The 18,727-nt window shown below is 40.2% G+C and carries 12 protein-coding genes and 1 pseudogene; 11 read left to right on the forward strand and 2 right to left on the reverse strand.

Annotation, left to right across the window (positions count from 1 at the left end; all coding sequences use genetic code 11):
• Window positions 1-448 precede the first annotated feature (448 nt).
• The 7 genes from glmM to hpsP all read left to right on the forward strand — a co-directional run bounded on the left by glmM (window position 449) and on the right by hpsP (window position 9,626).
• Window positions 449-1,921 carry a phosphoglucosamine mutase gene (glmM, locus tag FBB35_RS09775; protein WP_174709466.1) on the forward strand — a complete coding sequence of 491 codons (1,473 nt, stop codon included), beginning with the start codon at window positions 449-451 and terminating at the stop codon, window positions 1,919-1,921.
• Between the two features lie 331 nt (window positions 1,922-2,252).
• Complete coding sequence (locus FBB35_RS09780; protein ID WP_174709467.1) at window positions 2,253-3,020, forward strand: glycosyltransferase family A protein; 768 nt, start codon at window positions 2,253-2,255, stop codon at window positions 3,018-3,020.
• A gap of 36 nt (window positions 3,021-3,056) precedes the next feature.
• On the forward strand, window positions 3,057-4,712 hold the full coding sequence (hpsL, locus tag FBB35_RS09785) for a hormogonium polysaccharide biosynthesis protein HpsL (RefSeq protein ID WP_174709468.1): 1,656 nt from the start codon (window positions 3,057-3,059) through the stop codon (window positions 4,710-4,712).
• 155 nt (window positions 4,713-4,867) lie between these two features.
• Entirely contained in the window at window positions 4,868-5,884 is a 1,017-nt protein-coding gene (locus FBB35_RS09790) for a glycosyltransferase family 4 protein (protein ID WP_254625896.1), read from the forward strand.
• A gap of 136 nt (window positions 5,885-6,020) precedes the next feature.
• Entirely contained in the window at window positions 6,021-7,001 is a 981-nt protein-coding gene (hpsN, locus tag FBB35_RS09795) for a hormogonium polysaccharide biosynthesis glycosyltransferase HpsN (RefSeq protein WP_174709470.1), read from the forward strand.
• A gap of 66 nt (window positions 7,002-7,067) precedes the next feature.
• Window positions 7,068-8,243 (forward strand): hormogonium polysaccharide biosynthesis glycosyltransferase HpsO, encoded by a 1,176-nt coding sequence (gene hpsO, locus FBB35_RS09800; RefSeq protein ID WP_174709471.1) that lies wholly within the window; start codon window positions 7,068-7,070, stop codon window positions 8,241-8,243.
• Window positions 8,244-8,453: 210 nt separating this feature from the next.
• On the forward strand, window positions 8,454-9,626 hold the full coding sequence (gene hpsP, locus FBB35_RS09805) for a hormogonium polysaccharide biosynthesis glycosyltransferase HpsP (RefSeq protein ID WP_174709472.1): 1,173 nt from the start codon (window positions 8,454-8,456) through the stop codon (window positions 9,624-9,626).
• Between the two features lie 2 nt (window positions 9,627-9,628).
• Here the strand turns inward: hpsP and FBB35_RS09810 are convergent, their stop codons facing one another.
• Entirely contained in the window at window positions 9,629-10,342 is a 714-nt protein-coding gene (locus FBB35_RS09810) for a hypothetical protein (protein WP_174709473.1), read from the reverse strand.
• A gap of 574 nt (window positions 10,343-10,916) precedes the next feature.
• Between FBB35_RS09810 and FBB35_RS09815 the strand changes: the two genes are divergently transcribed.
• Entirely contained in the window at window positions 10,917-11,555 is a 639-nt protein-coding gene (locus tag FBB35_RS09815) for a peroxiredoxin (RefSeq protein WP_174709474.1), read from the forward strand.
• A gap of 88 nt (window positions 11,556-11,643) precedes the next feature.
• Here the strand turns inward: FBB35_RS09815 and FBB35_RS34545 are convergent.
• Window positions 11,644-11,826: pseudogene (locus FBB35_RS34545) on the reverse strand (two-component sensor histidine kinase); the annotation flags it as partial.
• Window positions 11,827-11,967: 141 nt separating this feature from the next.
• Between FBB35_RS34545 and FBB35_RS09820 the strand changes: the two are divergent.
• The 3 genes from FBB35_RS09820 to FBB35_RS09830 all read left to right on the forward strand — a co-directional run bounded on the left by FBB35_RS09820 (window position 11,968) and on the right by FBB35_RS09830 (window position 18,725).
• Complete coding sequence (locus FBB35_RS09820; protein ID WP_174709475.1) at window positions 11,968-12,165, forward strand: hypothetical protein; 198 nt, start codon at window positions 11,968-11,970, stop codon at window positions 12,163-12,165.
• Window positions 12,166-13,130: 965 nt separating this feature from the next.
• On the forward strand, window positions 13,131-18,527 hold the full coding sequence (locus tag FBB35_RS09825; RefSeq protein WP_174709476.1) for a translocation/assembly module TamB domain-containing protein: 5,397 nt from the start codon (window positions 13,131-13,133) through the stop codon (window positions 18,525-18,527).
• The gene (locus FBB35_RS09830) at window positions 18,528-18,725 is read left to right on the forward strand and encodes a hypothetical protein (protein WP_174709477.1); all 198 of its coding nucleotides are present in this window, start codon (window positions 18,528-18,530) and stop codon (window positions 18,723-18,725) included.
• Window positions 18,726-18,727 lie beyond the last annotated feature (2 nt).

The raw sequence follows: 18,727 nt of genomic DNA on the forward strand, positions 1-18,727 counted from the left end.
TTTTTAAGCTGCGATGATTTTGTAGTTTTTTACACAGCAACAACACTACGTTAATATAACTTTACATTGCGGTGTTTTGATTTTATGTTGTTATAAGCTAATTTTTGCTTTCATTATTAGTTTTCCTAAAAATATTCATAATGAAATCTAGGTAATATTCATTACATTGTATTTCTTGTTAATAGCATTGCAAAATGTGAACTAAATACAGATAAAAATCAAGACTCAAGTTAATGGCATAAAAGAAATAATTAGCTAAAATGTGGAGACTTTACTAATAATGTAAAAACCAATACTGACTTCATGAAATATTTACAATTGTAAATTCTTTAATTCAGTATAATTACGTAAAAACAGATGAATTTCTAAAGAGAAAAATCGTGTCAAAATTGCTGAATAAAGTCTTAAGTGCTATTTTTCAGTGTGATTGTGTGGAGTGTTTAAATATATGGTTTCATCTATAACTCGGATACCAGGCATTCCTGGAGATTCTCCTTCCGAAGCTGAAGGATTGGGCCAAGGGATCGAAAGCAGTTTTGGGCTTAATTTAATTCCACTACCGACAAATCCTTTATTTGGTACAGATGGGATTCGCGGACGAGTCGGAGAATTACTAAATGCACCCCTGGCATTACAAGTTGGTTTTTGGACGGGGATTGTTTTACGTAACCATGCGACTCAAATAGGGCCAGTCATTCTCGGACAGGACTCTAGAAACTCCAGCGATATGCTGGCGATGGCTTTGAGTGCAGGCTTAACAGCAGCAGGATTAGAGGTTTGGTATTTGGGATTATGTCCCACTCCTTGCGTTGCCTATCTCACCAGCATCAGTGATGCGATCGGTGGAGTAATGATTTCTGCTAGCCACAATCCCCCAGAGGACAATGGAATTAAGGTTTTTGGTGCAAATGGTGGAAAGTTACCGCAAATATTACAGGCAGAAATAGAAGCGGGACTGCGTGGGAAAATATCACCTATTGCTAAAGTCAGTAATTGCGGACGGCATTACTCACGTTTTGAGTTAGTGGGGCATTATGGCGAGGCGTTGAAAAAACCCTTGAACGGTGCGCTAAATCTTCAGGGAATGAAGATTGTTTTAGACTTGGCGTGGGGTGCAGCTGTTGGGTTAGCGCCATCAGTCTTTACAGAAATGGGGGCAGAGGTGATCTGCTTGCATAACGAAGCAGATGGCGATCGCATTAATGTTAACTGCGGTTCCACTCATTTAGATATTCTTGCCGCCACAGTCCAAGAACACAACGCCGATATCGGCTTTGCCTTCGATGGCGATGCTGATCGCGTCTTAGCAGTAGATAATACTGGCAGGCAAGTTAACGGCGATTACATTCTCTATCTGTGGGGACAGCATTTACAAAAAAACCAACAACTACCAGACAACCTGATTGTGTCTACAGTCATGGCCAACTTGGGCTTTGAAAAAGCTTGGCAACAAATTGGTGGTAAATTAATTCGTACCGCCGTCGGCGATCAATACGTGCAAGCCGAAATGCAGCGAACTGGGGGAATGTTAGGCGGCGAACAATCAGGTCATATTCTTTGCCGTCATTATGCTGTAACTGGAGATGGCTTGTTAACAGCCTTGCATATAGCAGCTTTGGTCAAAGTTGCGGGTGTTTCTCTAGGAGAATTAGTAGATCAAAGCTTCCAAACATATCCGCAAATATTGCGGAACGTGCGAGTTACAGATCGCGATCGCCGTTTGGGGTGGCAAGATTGCGAACCGGTACAACAAGCGATCGCCCTTGCTGAAGCCGCAATGGGTGATTCTGGTAGAATCTTGGTTCGCGCCTCTGGTACAGAACCAGTAATCAGAGTCATGGTAGAAGCCGCCAATGCCGAACTTACCAACTACTGGACAAATGAATTAGTTTCAAAAGTCCAGCAACATCTGATGGACTAATTTAGCTATTATCTCAGCTTTTAACAAACGCCAATTTCCTGTCACAGCTTCTACAAATTAACCAGCCTTGGTTATCTGTAGAAGCTGTGACATTTGTATTTGTATTGTTATATAATATCCGCCTAATTAATTATCAAAAAACTCGCCACGCTATCACATCAGTCTGAACGTGTTATTATTTACTTCGAGATTCTTCGCTATAAAAGTCATATTTAATTTTTGAACAAACTCAGCAATACTCAAAAATGCTTCTTTTACTATTGCCTCTTAAGCAAATTAACTTTAAAACTCAAAGCAGATTCCTATACTTGAGCTAAAGATAATATCTATCATGCTTGTTTTTGTTATCCCACTTAAAAGTGCAAAAGTTTCCAATTCCTGGGAACGTGTTACCCAATTATTTGAAAGATGCATTAAATCAGTTTGCAATCAAACCTCACCTAACTTTCACGTTATTGTTGTTTGTCACGAAAAGCCAAAAATCGAATTCACCCATTCTCATATTACATACGTTACAGTTGATTTTTCTCCTCCCAACGAGACTAACCCTGTAGCCAAAGGAGACACAGATAAAGGGCGTAAAATCCTGAAAGGATTGATTTATGCTCAACAATTTTCTCCGACTCACACTATGGCAATTGATGCTGATGATTGCGTCAGCAAAAAGTTAGCCCAATTTATTCAACAACATCCTGATTCAGATGGATGGGTTATTAACAAAGGTTATAAATATCAGGAAGGTAGTAAATATGTATATATTAAAAGAAGGGATTTTTATAAAATGTGCGGTAGTTGTAACATTATTCGCTACGATCTGAACTATTTGCCCGAAAGCGCAGAGTATAATCGTGGCTACGGATACTATAGATATTATATAGATCATGGCAAAGTTAGGGATATTTTAGAGAATCAAGGAAAAGCTATTAAATCACTACCATTTCCAGGAGCAGTTTATATCCTGGATACAGGAGAAAACCTTTTTGATAATTCAAAAAGATTAAAATTTAACATTTTTAATCGCAAATTATTAAATCAATCAGTTAAAGACGAATTTGGATTGTACAACTTACAGCAATCCCAAAATATTTGTCAAGTATAATGTATTACCTTGATGCTGATAGGCTACAGCGCTACTATGCCGAAAATAAAGTCAAAATCCAAGACATCTAAAAAATCGAAAAAGCAGACTTCTAAGGAAACTTCTACTCTTAGTCTCAAAGAACAGTTAGCCCAAAAACGCAAAGCAGCCTTAGCACGTAAAGAACTCATTAGTTTACTCACCACCGCCACTTTTGGCGGTTTATTCATTGGCGTTGTGCTTTTTTTCGTAGGTGGAATTAAAGCAGCAGTCCCCGGTGTTTTAGGGATAATCATCATGTCCCTTTCTTACAAATATCCGCGCCAAGCGCTATATGCATTCATCATTTACGTACCTGTTGGGGGTACTATCACCTACTACTTGGGCAGTAGTCCCATACTCCAATTAGCTAAAGATGCCTTTTATGTTCCAGCGCTAATTGGACTTTGGCAAACTTGTCGAAAGCAGGGATTACCTTTAATTATTCCCCAAGGCATTAAAATTCCGCTTTATATTGTCTTGGGTTGCAGTGTACTAACACTATTATTTGTCAATGGTGGACAGCAGTTTAACCCGCCTAGCGTCGGACTATTAGAAAAAGCAGAGAAAGAAATACCTTTAGGTATGGGAATTTTGGGGCTAAAAGTATTTTTAGGCTATGTCCCTCTGATTGGTTGTGCTTACTATCTAATTCGAGATAAGCGGGATTTTCTCTTTTTATCGCGCCTCCAAATTGTTCTCATACTGTTTTGTTGTGTGTTGGGATGTATCCAATACCTCTTACTGCTAACTGGTATATGTCAAGGCACTAGAGGTCTTGAAGGAAATGCCCTATTTGTCACATCACTAGAAGCCCGGTGTTATTTTGGTGGAGCGCTCTTATATAGTCCCGAAGAAGGAGTGATTCGTCTCCCAGGAACATTTGTAGCCCCTTGGCAATGGGCGTGGTTCTTAATTTCCAGTACCTTTTTTACCTTTGCCACCGGCTTCACCGATCCCTCTTTTATTTGGCGGATAGTCGGTTTAGGTTCTTTAGTGACAGTCTTTATCAATGCTGTAATTTCTGGACAGAGAATCGCCTTAGCCTTAGTACCAACCTGCTTTGGGATTTTGCTATTGCTGACTGGTCAAATTGGCAACCTGAAACGATTTATCCCCATAGGTATAGGACTGGCTATAGTTTTAGGAATTGTGATGGTTACTAACCCTACCGTCGTCCAAGAGAGAACCGAGAGTTTTACCAGTCGCTGGGACGCTTCACCACCTCAAGATTTCATCGTCCAGCAATTTGAAGAGAATTGGAAAAATGTAGATGGGCCTTTAGGAAGTGGCTTAGGTCGAGCAACTAACTCTGCTCGTGCAATGGGTCAAACTAAACTGGTAGAAACCTACTACCCCAAAGTCCTTTTTGAAGTTGGAATTATTGGAGTACTAGCTTTTCTGGGTTTGGTAACAAGTTTAACAATTATTGGCTTTAAAACCTATCGTTCCATAAAGAACCGTAATTTCCGTAGTTACGGAGCAGCTTTGTGGGTGTTTATATTGTTTATTAGCTACAACACCTACTACTATCCTCTGGATGTTGACCCGGTTGCTGTCTATTATTGGTTTTTTGCGGGAGTTCTTTTTAAACTGCCAGAACTGGAGAAACAAGATATAGAAGATGCCAACCCTCAGCAAAAAAACAAGAGAAAACGTCTAAAAACAATTTAAATCAAACAAAAATGGCAAAAGTTATCATAGGAGGTCAAAAACACCTCAGCATTCCAAATCTACCTCGAAATTCTCGGCATACACTCATCTACCCCAAGCCTTTCCCCGCAGGCAGATATCCTATAGAAAAAATTTGGTATCCTTTAGCCAGTTTTATGGCTTGGCAACCTGTATGGCAAAGATACCAAGCAATTCATTCTTTCAACAGAATTTTATATACAAATAAACCTTGGTTTCTCACCTTTGAGGATCATCGTGTTTTATATAGAAATCCTCAAAATCAAGTTGAAGCAGCAATTTATGAGTTATTAAATAATCGATTAGCACTAGACAATTGTCAAAAATTTATTGCAATTTCTGATTATGCCAAGTTGAGACTTATTAACAGGATAAAAGGTTGGAAAATAGAAGAAAAAATAAGTAAAAAAGTGGATGTTATTCATCCCAACTTTCCAATAAAAGTTAAGCAATCTAAACTTTATCAGGAACAACAAAATCTCCAGCTTGTATTTATCGGAAATCACATTGCCCGTAAAGGTGGAGTTGTAGCTTTAAGATTAGCCCAGAAAGCTGAAAAACTAGGTTTGCCGATTACTGTACATATAATATCGGGACTGGAACATGGTTCAGGAGTTCCAACTGATTTCCCAGATCGCAGTAAATATGTAGAGGATTTAAAGTTACTAAAATTAAATAACGTTGTCTTCCATAGAAATATTCCTAATGACAAAGTTATTGAGCTATTATCGCAAAGCCATTTTCAATTAATGGCAACATTACATGATACTTATGGCTATAGTATCATCGAAGGTTTTTCTGTTGCAACTCCTGCAATTACGACAAATGTATGCGCCTTACCAGAGTTTGTTCGTAATGGTGAAAATGGCTATATTTTAGAGTTACCAATTAATGAAATTAGGCACTGGAGTAATTGGCTACATGGAGAGAAAACTAAAACTGATGAATATTGGGAAATTGTCGATAGCACTTATGACTATTTAGCAGAACAAGCATTGCAACGAATCATGCAATTTCTTGATAGAAGTGATAAACGAGAACATTACGAATTTCTAAGTGCAGGAGCATTAGCTCAAGCGCAACTTGTACATAACTCCGAAAAGCAAAATGAGTTATTTGATAATCTCTATGCGGTTGCGGCGGAGGGAATATAAAGAATTAAAAGCAATTTTAACCAGTTCTTCGGTTCTTGACTGACTGTAAATTAAGGTAAGAGTAGCTTAGTAAAGTTAATGAAAATTAATTTTTATAAGGTTATTATCAAAATAGAAAAATTACTTAATAAAAATCATGGATAATTATCCTTTAATTTCTGTAGTTATCCCGACTTATGGTAGGGAGGAAGCGCTACGAGATAGTATTGTAGATGTCCTGAAACAGGATTATCCCAATTTTGAAGTTTTAGTAGTAGACCAAACCCCAACGCACCAACCAGAAATTCAAGCCTACTTAGAAGAGATGGCAGATGTAGGTAAAATTAAATGGTTGCGATTAGATTGGGCAAGTTTGCCAGGGGCGCGAAATTATGCTGTGCGGCGGTCTTCTGGTGAAATAATATTATTTATTGATGATGATGTTCAGCTAACCCCAGAATTATTAACAGCCCATGCGAAAAATTATTTGCAAAATCCAGAAGTGGGGGCTGTGGCCGGACGGGTATTTGACAGAATGAAATTAGGTGATTCTGGAGGAGATTTACAGATTGAATATCTGCCTCCCGAAGCTATGGACCCAGGAATTGCTTGGTATCATATTGATTTAGTACATACCATCAAACCCCAGCAAGTGCTGACAGCAAGGGGTTGTAATATGTCATTTCGTCGCGAAATCTTTACTAAGTATGGGTTGAGGTTTGATGAGAGGTTTCGCGGTAGTGCAGTGCGCGAAGAGTCAGATTTTTGTTTGCGGGTGCGACAAACCGGATATAAAATTTGGTACGACCCAGAAGCCCATTTGGTGCATTTAGGCGAAGAAACAGGGGGTTGTCATGATATTAGTATGCGATCGCTAAAATATCAACTCACCTTTTATCACAACCATTTCCTACTAGGGCTGAAAAACCTGACTGCGACTCAAGCTTTACGCCTATACGGTCGTTTATTTGACTGTCACGTTCTGGGACGACCACCTTGCCATAAAAGTGGTTCCCCCATCAAAATTGCCACTCGCGCTATTTTTTACATTTTGGGTTTTTTCAAAGCCTTGGGTAGTGTCATCCAATCACTATGGAACGATGGCCAAGTTTACACCCGATTGGATAAACAAGTTTAGTTATTGGGTATTGGGAATTGGTAATTAGTTATTTAAAAAATGACAAATGACAATTAATAAATATCAATGAAAATCTTAGTTGCTAGTCACACTTATATCGTAGACCTCAACTGTGAGAAATTACGCGCTTTATCTCAACTAGAACCTGACATTGAAGTGACAGTTGTAGTCCCAAAACGCTGGAAACCAGGCGGTGTACAAAACAGAATTATTGAAACTGAATACCGTGATGAAGGAAGATTTAGAATAGTTCCAGTTTCTAATTTTAGCCAAAATCATCAGGGACTTCTTACCTTTGGCGCTGATTTGATATCTTTGTTAAAACAATTTCGCCCGCAAATCATCCAAGTAGAACAAGGGTCTAGAGCCTTGGCTTATACTCAAATGATTGCCTTAAATCAGCTATTAGGACTCAAGGCAAAAAATCTATTTTTTACCTGGTGGAATCTTCCTTATGAACTAAAACTGCCAATTTCTTTATTAGAAAAATATAACCTTAACCACAGCCACGGCATTATTTCTGGTAATCAAGATGGAGCAGAGGTTTTGCGACAACGAGGATATACAGGTGCAATTAAAGTTATGCCGCAACTGGGCGTAGATGAAAGTTTATTTACTCCCAAAGCTCAACCAGAGTTAGCAGCTAAGTTGGGCGTTGAAAAAGAAGATTTTGTAGTAGGTTTTGTAGGGCGCTTTGTGCAAGAAAAGGGTTTGTTAACGCTTTTACAAGCTTTAGCTACTTTGAAAAATAAACCTTGGAAATTACTATTATTAGGACGAGGAGAGTTGCAAAGTGAATTAATGAAAATTGCGGCAGAAAACAATATTAAAGAACGATTAATTTTGATAGAAAGTGTTCCCCATGATGAGGTTGCAGACTATATCAATTTAATGAGTACTTTGGTACTGCCTTCAGAAACAACTTACAAGTTTAAAACCTTAACTTCTGCTGGCTGGAAAGAACAATTTGGCCATGTGCTAATTGAAGCGATGGCTTGCCAAGTTCCTGTTATTGGTTCTGATTCCGGGGAAATTCCCTATGTCATTGGCGATGCTGGCTTAGTATTTCCTGAAGGTGATGTTCAAGCTCTTGCTAATTGCTTAGTTCAATTAATGGATAAACCAGATTTTGCTCATAGTCTCGGTGAAATGGGTTATCAAAAAGCAATGATTCAATATACCAATAAAGCTTTGGCTAAACAGCAATTTGAGTTTTATCAAGAGTTGGTCATTAGTCATTAATAAATCAATACGGTTAAGTTAAGGTTAGCAGTATTTCTAAAAGTTATTTTTTAACGTAGACGCTTCTCTACGAGACGCTACGCGAACGGCTTGGCGCAGGGTACCACAGAGGCGCAGAGAACACAGAGAGAAGAAAGAGAAGGAAAAGTTTTCTTAACTGAACCTTATTAATTAATAAATAACAAATAAAAAAGTACAAATGACAAAAGAATGAAAATATTACAAATTGTCCCCTCTATTTCTCTGATTTACGGCGGGCCTAGTCAAATGGTACTAGGATTAGCTCCAGCGTTAGTAAAAGAGGGAGCGGAAGTTACAATTCTCACAACTGATAGTAATGGCGATAATGGTCAAACACCTCTAGATGTTCCTTTAAATCGCCCAATCAAACAAGATGGCTATGAAATAATTTACTTTCGTTGTGCGCCGTTTCGCCGCTACAAATTTTCCCTCGATTTATTAAATTGGCTAAAACGTCACGCTCATGAGTTTGACATAGCACATATTCATGCTCTATTCTCCCCAATAATTAGCGCTGCTGCTATTGTGTGTCGTCAGCAAAAGCTACCTTATATTTTCCGTCCTTTGGGTACTCTCGATCCGGCTGATTTACAGAAAAAAAAGCAATTAAAAGAGCTTTATGTTGCAATAATAGAACGTCAAAATTTAGCTGGTGCGGCAGCTATTCATTTTACCAGCGACCAAGAAGCTAAAATATCAGAACGATTTGGAGTATCTACGCCAGATTTGGTGATTCCCTTGGGTGTGATTCCCCGTCAATCACCTCTTAAAAATGTATGTAGTCAGTTAGAATTACCAAAAGATGTACCGTTGGTGCTGTTTATGTCACGAATTGACCCGAAAAAAGGGTTAAATTTGTTGATTCCGGCGCTTGAAAAGCTATTAACGGTCGGTTATAAGTTTCATTTTGTCTTAGCTGGGACAAATCCTCAAGATCCAGATTACGAACAAAAGATAATATCCCAAATTCAAAATTCACCACTGCGATCGCACACTACAATTACAGGCTTTGTTACTGGTGAACTTAAAGTTAGTTTACTACAAGCTGCTGATTTATTTGTCTTACCTTCCTACTACGAAAATTTTGGGATTGCTGTAGCTGAAGCGATGGTTGCAGGTGTACCCGTAGTCATTTCTGACCAAGTGCATATTTGTCAACAGATACGTGATAGCGAGTCCGGTTGGGTGGGCGCAACAGATGTCCAAGTACTGGTAGAGTTAATGCAAGAAGCTTTGGAAAATCCCGCAGAACGCCAACGACGCGGATTAAACGCCCAAAAATATGCCTTAGAAAATTTTAGCTGGGATGCGATCGCAAAGCAAACAATCCAAGCCTACCAAAAAATCCTGGCAAACAAATGAATTTAACCCAACGCAGACAACAGCAGTTTTTGCCAAATAGGTGCTAGAACTGCTTTGACAACGATATCCGCAATCACAAAACCAATCCCAATTAACATATAAGTTTTCGGAAAGGGAGATTTAGGAACTTCGCCTCTGATGCGAGTTACTAAATTTAATCCTAATGCAGCTAAAGCTACCCCAGTGGCAATAAACCCAATTATCCGCAACAGTGACCACGGATACCACCCTAAAATAGCTGCTAACCAAGGTTTAGCACTCATTTTCACCAATTCAGCAACATAAAAATTCATGTAGTTTAGCATCCAAGTACCAAATATCAATGCTGCGCTACTCAAGGTGACAACGCAGAGAATACAAAAAATTCCGTATTGCAATAAATGGTCTGGTAAAAATAAACTGATTGAACCTTCCATACCTTCTGCCGTGCGAATCCAGTGCAACATCTCTGTAGTGTATGATTGTCCACGGAGGATGACTTTTGCTGCTGTTTCTGGTGCGACCCTTGTTGCTACAATTACGGCAATACTCTGCAAAACTCCCCACAGTAGCATCCACCAAAAAGCGCTTTTATATTGTTGACGACGCACTTGTAAAAAGAAAATGGGATAGGGAACAGCAGCACCTAAAATCGGCATCAACCAGGGAATTCCAAAAACAAAACTCGTAGTTGTGCTGAGGATAACACCAATCACCAAAAAGATTACTATCATCATTAATTCAAATTTCAAAAATAATAAGCAGATTTGTAATTTTTATTCTCACTACTTGCTTTATAAAAATTCGATTTGTAATAACTTATAAGCTTCTCACAATATTGCATCTATGCGAAAAAGTTTATCCTAATTCTGCAATAATGTGGAGATGTGGCAACTTAATAATCCTAGATGTGCAATGGCTTCTAGTCGGATATCGCCCTGATATTTGCAATTCTCTATCCCAAGAAAAACCTGGAGAGGCAAATAATCAACCTATTCATACAGGTGTACTTTAGTCAATAGTTTTTACCACCTTTTAATCTAATACAGTTCAGTTAAGAATTTCTTCCTTATTTCTTCCTTCTCTTCCTTTGCGTACTTTGCGTCCTTAGCGGTTCGTTAAAAAAATTTACTTTGACACGGCGTTAAGCCTTAACTGAACCGTATTGCCTTTTAATCCTTTATCCGAGAGTCTTAACAACCTAAAATTTTGTTTCAAACTGCTAAAGCCCGATTGGGAAATGGGGGTTTTATGTCATGATGACATAGCATACTAGAATATATATGCTTTTCTAACTACAGGGAATCTCTCATGGCTCTCCGTCTAGGTGACACAGTACCCAACTTTACGCAAGCCTCAACACACGGCGACATCGATTTTTACCAATGGGCAGGTGACAGCTGGGTTGTGCTGTTCTCTCACCCTGCTGATTTTACACCTGTTTGTACAACAGAACTCGGCACAGTTGCCAAGCTAAAACCAGAATTTGACAAGCGCAATGTCAAAGCGATCGCACTCAGCGTTGATGACGTAGAATCTCACAAGGGCTGGGTAGGAGACATCGAAGAAACTCAAAGCACCACCCTTAACTACCCAATTTTGGCGGATGCAGATCGCAAGGTTTCTGACCTTTACGACATGATCCACCCCAATGCTAATGCAGCTGTGACAGTGCGATCGGTCTTTGTGATTGACCCCAATAAAAAACTCCGTCTAAGTTTCACCTATCCTCCCAGCACGGGGCGCAACTTTGACGAACTTTTGCGGGTGATTGATTCTCTGCAATTGACTGATAACTATAGCGTGGCGACACCAGCGGACTGGAAAGATGGAGAGGATGTTGTAATTGTTCCCTCACTCAAAGATCCAGAAGTGCTTAAAGAGAAATTCCCCAAAGGTTACGAGGAAATCAAACCCTATCTGCGGATGACTCCTCAGCCTAACAAGTAAATCTGAAAATGATTTCGGATAAAAAAGCAAAGACGCAAAGTTATATCTTTGCGTCTTTGTTTCTTCGGGTGAGAATATAGTCAGTCGGCTATGCATCTGAAGCTGGAGGAAAACTTATAAATAATGATGTCTGGAAAAATATAGCGATTTTTGTTTTTTTACCGTAATGTGAGAAAAAGGTGTTTAAACTACCTTGCTGTGCCTGAATAATTGCCTGAGCGATCGCTAATCCTAATCCAGAACCGCCAGTTTTACAAGAGCGATCGCTGCTAAACTCATGGAGTTATAGACAATTGGCAACCCAAAGATTAACAGAATTTGTTACCTACCACTGCGTGAAATAAGTCTCAAGATAGTGTGTGCCTCATCACAGAAGGACTTAAGCTTGGCTTATAAGTTTTGGGAAATAGTGATGAATAAGGAAACAGTTCCTAGTCAAGCTGAAAAATCGAATCCAGAAGGTGAACCGTTGCAACTAAGTCCAGAGGTACTCGACAAAATTAAACACCCTGCCAGAATCGACGATGTTATTCGGGAGCAATCGCCAGAAGAACGCAAGAGTAACCCAGCTTTAGTACCAGAAATGATTGATGATTCAACCGAGCAATGAGCAGGTTTGCGATGGAGCAATCTAAAAGCTCAGGTTCCTAAATTTTTAGAAAAGTTGTAATCTTGTTAGTAATCGGTTGCTGCCTAAGATTAGGTAGTTATTATTGATATACTTCCGGCGTGCTGATGCCTAATAGCACCGCCGGAATATTATGTTTCGCTTGATGAAGTAGTGGATAGAATTATCTGGTTTTTTGTAACTGCGTTCACGTAGTGTGTTGTAGACATTCGCATCCCATTACTGAATAAAAATGGATGCCTCATTTTACCTTTCTAGCTGGCTTCATTAATCAAACCTAAGTTGTCTTTTCTAAATTAAAAATAAGCTAATTTTTCTCAACCCACAATGCTTAAGCTGTAATCCATAATTTTGCTAACTAGATTCAGCCTAATTCACTATACATAAAACTAAGTATTAGTTGATGAGTAAAGATTGCTGGACACATGCCCAAATTCTTCAAGAACGAGGAATCTAAATCTAGCTTCAGAAACTTCATTCAACTCTATATTACTTCTTAATCTAAGATTACTTGTTGTCATCTATACTAAGTTAGATTATACAGAAGTCTATTTTATAACCAAGGTTGTATATACAAGAGTTATCACAAAGTAATTTAATATTCAAATATTACCTGATTTATGAAGAATAATACTTCAGTGAATAAAACCTGTCTAAAAATATAAATTTTCCCGAGTAAGTTCTAAATAATCCTTATAACCCAAGCGAAATTTATAAATTTGAAGACGATAAAATATTCAGAAATTATGCAAGATTATGAAATAACATGAAACATTTACAAAGCGTGTCGTTGGGGCAGCTTCTCCTGGAGAATATAAGCAGCTTGGCGCAAAGTTCTTGCAGAAGTTCTCATATTATGAAACCATAGCTTGTAACTTGCTGATACAACTGCGGCTAGCCTGTCTCTCGGCTCACTCCAGAAAACAGTACTGGTACTAGTAACGATAATGACGCGCTCTCCAAATTCAAAAAATAATCAGGAACCATCTAATCCTCGTTTATGGCTCCTCCTTTTAGGACGTACCAGTTTGGCTCTCGGTGTAGTTTTGCTGGTTGGAATTGCAGTCGGTGCTTGGTGGGCTAGAAGCTATGTATATAAGGATTTAGCGCCATTAGTGCAGCAAAATCTCGAACAATTGCTTGGGCGGCCAGTAAAAGTAGGCAAAGTTGAACGTTTTTCGCTCTCTAGTCTGAGATTTAGCTCTTTATCCATACCAGCAACAACCACCGATGCAGACCAGGTGGTTGCACAAGCCTTGGATGTGCAGTTTTCGCCCTTGCAAGTTCTCTTAACTCGAAAACTGGCATTAAATGTCACGTTAATTAAACCCAATGTCTACATCCAGCAGGATCGAGATGGCCGTTGGGTTACAGCCCAAGTGAAGGCTGGGGAAGGAAAAGGTGCTATTCAAACCGAATTGCAAACACTTCAAATTCAAGATGGAAATGTGGAGTTGATGCCGTTCGGCGCACCAACTAGACCAAAAGGGTCAGTAATATTAAATCAATTTGGTGGCATCGCCCGATTTTCCGATCAAAATCAAAGAATTGGTTATGACATCAATGGTCAACTCACTAGGGGAGGTGGAGTTAAAATCTCTGGTGAGACACAACTAAAGGCTCAACAAACTAATCTCAAGCTGCAAGCACAAAATTTACAAGCATCTGATATAAGTCGATTAATTGAGTTACCAATTACCTTGCAAGCAGGGCGTTTAAATGCTGATTTGGGAGTTCAGATTCCACCCAAACTATCAGAAATAGCCGTTACGGGAACGGCTACTGCCAATCAAATCACTGCAAAAATTCCAAATATCCCTCAGCAGGTTTCTAATTTTAATGGAAGATTTACATTTCAAGGTCAGACAGTTACTTTAGAAAATTTGAATACCAATTTTGGTAAAGTTCCAATTTTGGCTAATGGAACAATTAATACTAAAACTGGTTTTAATGTCTCTGCTCAGATAAAACCAGTTAGTGCTAAAAATATTTTAGATACATTGAATGTAAATTCGTCAGTCCCAGCTAGTGGCGAAATTCAAGCAAATATTAAGGTGTTAGGCGCACTTCAGAAACCAGTGGTTAGCGGTACAGTAACCAATATAAAACCTATTCAAGTTGACCGCATTCTCTTCAACACTTTCAATACTGATTTCCGCTTGAATGCTTCTCAAACTGCATCTCAACTTGCTGTCTCCAATTTGAAAATAGTCCCCGCAGCCGGTGGTCAAATTACAGGAGGCGGTGAAGCTAATTTAGGAGGCAAAAAAGACGTAATATTTAATGCTCAAGTTGATGGTGTATCCGGGGATATACTAGCGCGTAGCTATAACGTTACTTTACCGATCGCAGTTGGGAATGTTTCAGCAAAGGCACAAATTGCTGGCTCACTTGGACAACAGCCATTAAACCTTGATATTTCCAGCGTTCAAATTACACCGCCAACAGGTGGGCAAATTACAGCCAGTGGTCAAATTCAACTAGCTCCCCAAGGTCAAGTAGGGGTCAATATTCAAGCTCAAGGTTTGCCAGGAAATGCGATCGCTCAAGGTTACAATATTTCAACTCCCCTGAATCTTGGTGATATATCTGCAAACGCCAGAGTTTCTGGTTCTTTGGGTACACCCTTAAACGTCAATGTGGCTCGCGTTCAAGCAAATCCAGAGGTGGGAGGGCAAGTTACAGCTAGTGGACAACTTAAGCTTGCACCCCAAGGTAGGGTAGCGTTGAATGTCCAAGCCCAAAATTTACCAGGAGATGCGATCGCACGAGCGTACAAATCCTCACCCAGCATTACCATTGGGAATGTATCGGCAAATGCCAATATTTCCGGCACTCTGAGCAACCTGCAAGCAGTGGCGCAGGTGCAAGCACCTACAGCTACCTATCCCACTACCGGACGGGTTGTTGTTGCCAAACAAGGAGAGAATATCCTGTTACCAGGTGCGGTGTTGAATGTGGCAGGCGGGACAATCGTAGCTCAAGGTCAACTTGCACAACAACGCTGGCAAGGATCTGTCAAGACTTCTGAAATTCAACTCAACCGTTTCTCACCACAACTGCGAGGACGGCTCAATAGCAATATTCAGTTATCAGGCACAACACAATCTTTCCAGCTTGCAGATATTCGCGCCGCCGGGAAAATCCGCCTTTCCCAAGGGGTATCATTGCTGGCAAAACCTCTGACGGCTCAATTTCAATGGAATGGACAGCAGATTATAGTTGAAAACGCAAGTACCCCAGGATTGAGTGCTAATGGTGCGATCGCAATTCAAACTCCACCAACAGGCGCACCCCAAATTGCCGGCTTTGATTTAAACGTACTGGCGCAGAATTTCAACTTAAAAAATACTGGCTTTCAAATTCCTGGAGACGTAGCATTAGCGGGGCTAGTTGATTTTAATGGAAAAGTTACAGGTACTCCAGATGTACCGCAAGCTAACGGCAATATCCGGCTGCGGAATTTCCAGGTTAGTAGTTTAGCGTTTGACCCACTTTTAACCGGAAACGTGAATTTTCAGGGAGGACAGGGAGCAAGTCTGCGATTAGCTGGGAAGCAAGACAGGATTGCGCTTAACCTGGGTGCAGATTATCGTCCAACCTCATTTTTAGTCAAGCGGGATGAGGCAGTTACTACAGGTAGAACCGAAGGAGAGAACTTACTCATCAACGCCCAACAGTTTCCGATAGCTTTGATTGGGGGCTTTTTACTTAACAATCAGTTGAAACCTTTAGGAGGGCAATTATCAGGAAATTTAGTTGTCAATCTTAATAATTATGCAGTTGCGGGAGACGTTGCGATCGCAGGGCCTCGCGTTGCCAGAGTTGCAGCAGACGAATTTCGCGGCACCATCAATTATGCAGATGGTACTGCTAGCTTGGCTAATGGTCTATTGCGGATTGGAGATAGCAACATCGCCCTCAGTGGAAATGTGCAAACAGGGAATGACCCGCAATTTCAACTCCAAGCTAACTTAGACCAAACCAGAATTGAGAGACTTTTACAAGCATTTAATATCTTCGACTTTCAAGACCTTAGTACAGGGTTACAGCCTCCAACATTAGCTGGATCAGAAGTACTTGATACCAATCCGATCAGTTTGCCCAATGCAGATTTGCTAACACAACTAAAATATTTTTCAAAAATTGCAACATCGATAGTACAACAACAGCAAGCAGAGGCAAAAAAAGACGCATCTTTGCCCACCCTTGCAGAATTAACGGGTGTTTTGAGCGGAGGAATTACAGCTAACGGCTCGTTGAAATCTGGGTTGAATGTCGGCTTTAATTTCCAAGGTGCGAACTGGCAATGGGGCGAATACTCTATTAATCAAGTCGTTGCTCAAGGTACTTTTGCCGATGGAATCGTCACACTTTCGCCCTTGAGTGTTGGAATCAATCAAGGACTAGTGGCTTTTTCAGGACAGTTAGGAACTGAACAACTATCTGGAAAATTGAATGTCGCAAGTCTACCTCTATCACTTTTACAACCTTTTATAGAAAAATATCCTGTAGATATCACTGGTAATGTAAATGCTGATGCCACATTAGGAGGTAGTTTACAAGATCCCAGAGTGCAAGGGAATGTGACGCTGGCAAATGCGACTCTCAACCAGCAACCTGTGCAAAGCGGACAGGTGAACTTTGACTACAACAATGCTCGTCTGAATTTTGACAGTACCTTATTAGTAACAGGAACCCAGCCAGTTACAGTTACAGGTAACATCCCGGCTGCATTACCTTTTGCCACAGTGCAACCAGATAGTAATCAAATCAGCATTAATGCCAATGTGAACAACGAAGGATTGTCACTATTAAATCTATTTACCAATAATCAAGTTACTTGGGTAGACGGTCAAGGAAAAGTAGATTTAAATGTTCAGGGTACTTTAAACGAACCAATTATTAATGGAAACGCCACAGTTAACAATGCAACTATTCGCGCTCAAGCTTTATCTGAACCCCTAACCAATATCACAGGGACAGCGCAATTTAATGGCAATACGGTCAGCCTTGAAAACATTCAAGCTACTTACAATAAAGGGCAAATCACTGCATCAGGCATTCTGCCAATACTTAATCCTCAACCAGCCGTAGCGAATCCCCTGACAATATCAATAGCAGACAAACTCAACTTTAAACTTGCAGGATTGTATGAAGGCGGTGTCGGTGGTGATGCTGTAATTCGCGGAACAGCCTTAAAACCAGTAATTGGTGGAGAGATTCGGCTAAGTGATGGTCGAGTAATTATAGGAAACTCTACTGCGAAGACAAAATCAGCAGCGACAACAGAAGCTAACACTAACGTCATCAATAGAGAAGAGATTAACATTAATGCTACATCTACACCAGAGAGTAGCACCAACCCAGCGACTACAGTAGAAAATAACGCTAGCCCAGTGACTACAGCAGGTAGTAATGCTAGTACAGGAACTCCAGTCAATTTACCTGTAGAGTTTGCAGATTTAAGGTTGATTCTAGACAACGATGTTCATGTTACCACTGAGTCTCTACTGAGCTTTGTACCAGGAGGAGCCGCATTAAGTCAGCCGATATTGAACTTTGAGGCAAAAGGCGACTTGACTATCAATGGTACATTAGCCAAACCGCTTCCTGAAGGATTGATTCGTTTAACAGGAGGACGACTGAGTTTATTTTCGACTGAGTTTGCACTAGCGCGAGGCTACGAACAAACGGCGCGATTTACTCCAAGTCAAGGACTTGACCCTACTCTAGATGTCCGACTTACTGCGATCGTACCGGAAGCGTCAGCAACGAACAGCCGAATTTTGGAATCCCCATTGTCTTCTGAAGTCAGCGATGTTTCTGTAAATAGCTTTGGGACTTTACGTACCGTTCGCGTTCAAGCAAGAGTAGACGGGCCAGCTAGTGAATTGGGCGACAATCTGGAACTGACAAGTGAACCTAGCCGTAGTAAAGGAGAAATAGTTGCTTTGCTGGGAGGCTCGATTCTTGGTTCTTTCGGTCAAGCGGATGCAGGACAAGGGCTGACTAATTTCGCTAGTTCTACCATTTTAGGTGGTTTGCAAGGAACTATCACTGCGATCGGGCAGGCTGTTGGCTTCAGCGAATTTCGGATATTTCCCACACCTACTACGAGTAATGAAACATCAAGAGCTTCAGTTCTAAATTTATCAGCAGAAGGTGTGTTTGATATTAATAAAAATTTCTCTGTCTCTTTATCCGCGCCTTTATCTACATCTACAAATCAGTCCTTGGGTTACAACGTTCTTTATCGACTCAACGACCAAATTTTGATGCGAGGCTCAACTAATTTGGGGGATGAAAATCTATTCCAAGTTGAGTATGAAACTCGATTTTAGATGACTGCAATAGCATTGCCAGTCGATGCAATAGCATTGCCAACCGATACAATAGCATTGTCAGTCGATGCAATGGCATTGCCAGTCGATGCAATGGCATTGCCAGTCGATACAATGGCATTGTTAGCCAATGCAATAGGATTGTCAGTCGATACAATGGCATTGTTGCCCAATAGACATCCCCGAAAAAGAATGTAGAG

Source organism: Nostoc sp. TCL240-02 (genome assembly GCF_013343235.1).
Taxonomy (GTDB): Bacteria; Cyanobacteriota; Cyanobacteriia; order Cyanobacteriales; family Nostocaceae; genus Nostoc.

Coding starts and splice junctions, on each gene's coding strand:
- glmM (WP_174709466.1), top strand. CDS start 449: ATGGTTTCATCTATAACTCGGATACCAGGCATTCCTGGAGATTCTCCT.
- FBB35_RS09780 (WP_174709467.1), top strand. CDS start 2,253: ATGCTTGTTTTTGTTATCCCACTTAAAAGTGCAAAAGTTTCCAATTCC.
- hpsL (WP_174709468.1), top strand. CDS start 3,057: ATGCCGAAAATAAAGTCAAAATCCAAGACATCTAAAAAATCGAAAAAG.
- FBB35_RS09790 (WP_254625896.1), top strand. CDS start 4,868: ATGGCTTGGCAACCTGTATGGCAAAGATACCAAGCAATTCATTCTTTC.
- hpsN (WP_174709470.1), top strand. CDS start 6,021: ATGGATAATTATCCTTTAATTTCTGTAGTTATCCCGACTTATGGTAGG.
- hpsO (WP_174709471.1), top strand. CDS start 7,068: ATGAAAATCTTAGTTGCTAGTCACACTTATATCGTAGACCTCAACTGT.
- hpsP (WP_174709472.1), top strand. CDS start 8,454: ATGAAAATATTACAAATTGTCCCCTCTATTTCTCTGATTTACGGCGGG.
- FBB35_RS09810 (WP_174709473.1), bottom strand. CDS start 10,342: ATGATGATAGTAATCTTTTTGGTGATTGGTGTTATCCTCAGCACAACT.
- FBB35_RS09815 (WP_174709474.1), top strand. CDS start 10,917: ATGGCTCTCCGTCTAGGTGACACAGTACCCAACTTTACGCAAGCCTCA.
- FBB35_RS09820 (WP_174709475.1), top strand. CDS start 11,968: ATGAATAAGGAAACAGTTCCTAGTCAAGCTGAAAAATCGAATCCAGAA.
- FBB35_RS09825 (WP_174709476.1), top strand. CDS start 13,131: ATGACGCGCTCTCCAAATTCAAAAAATAATCAGGAACCATCTAATCCT.
- FBB35_RS09830 (WP_174709477.1), top strand. CDS start 18,528: ATGACTGCAATAGCATTGCCAGTCGATGCAATAGCATTGCCAACCGAT.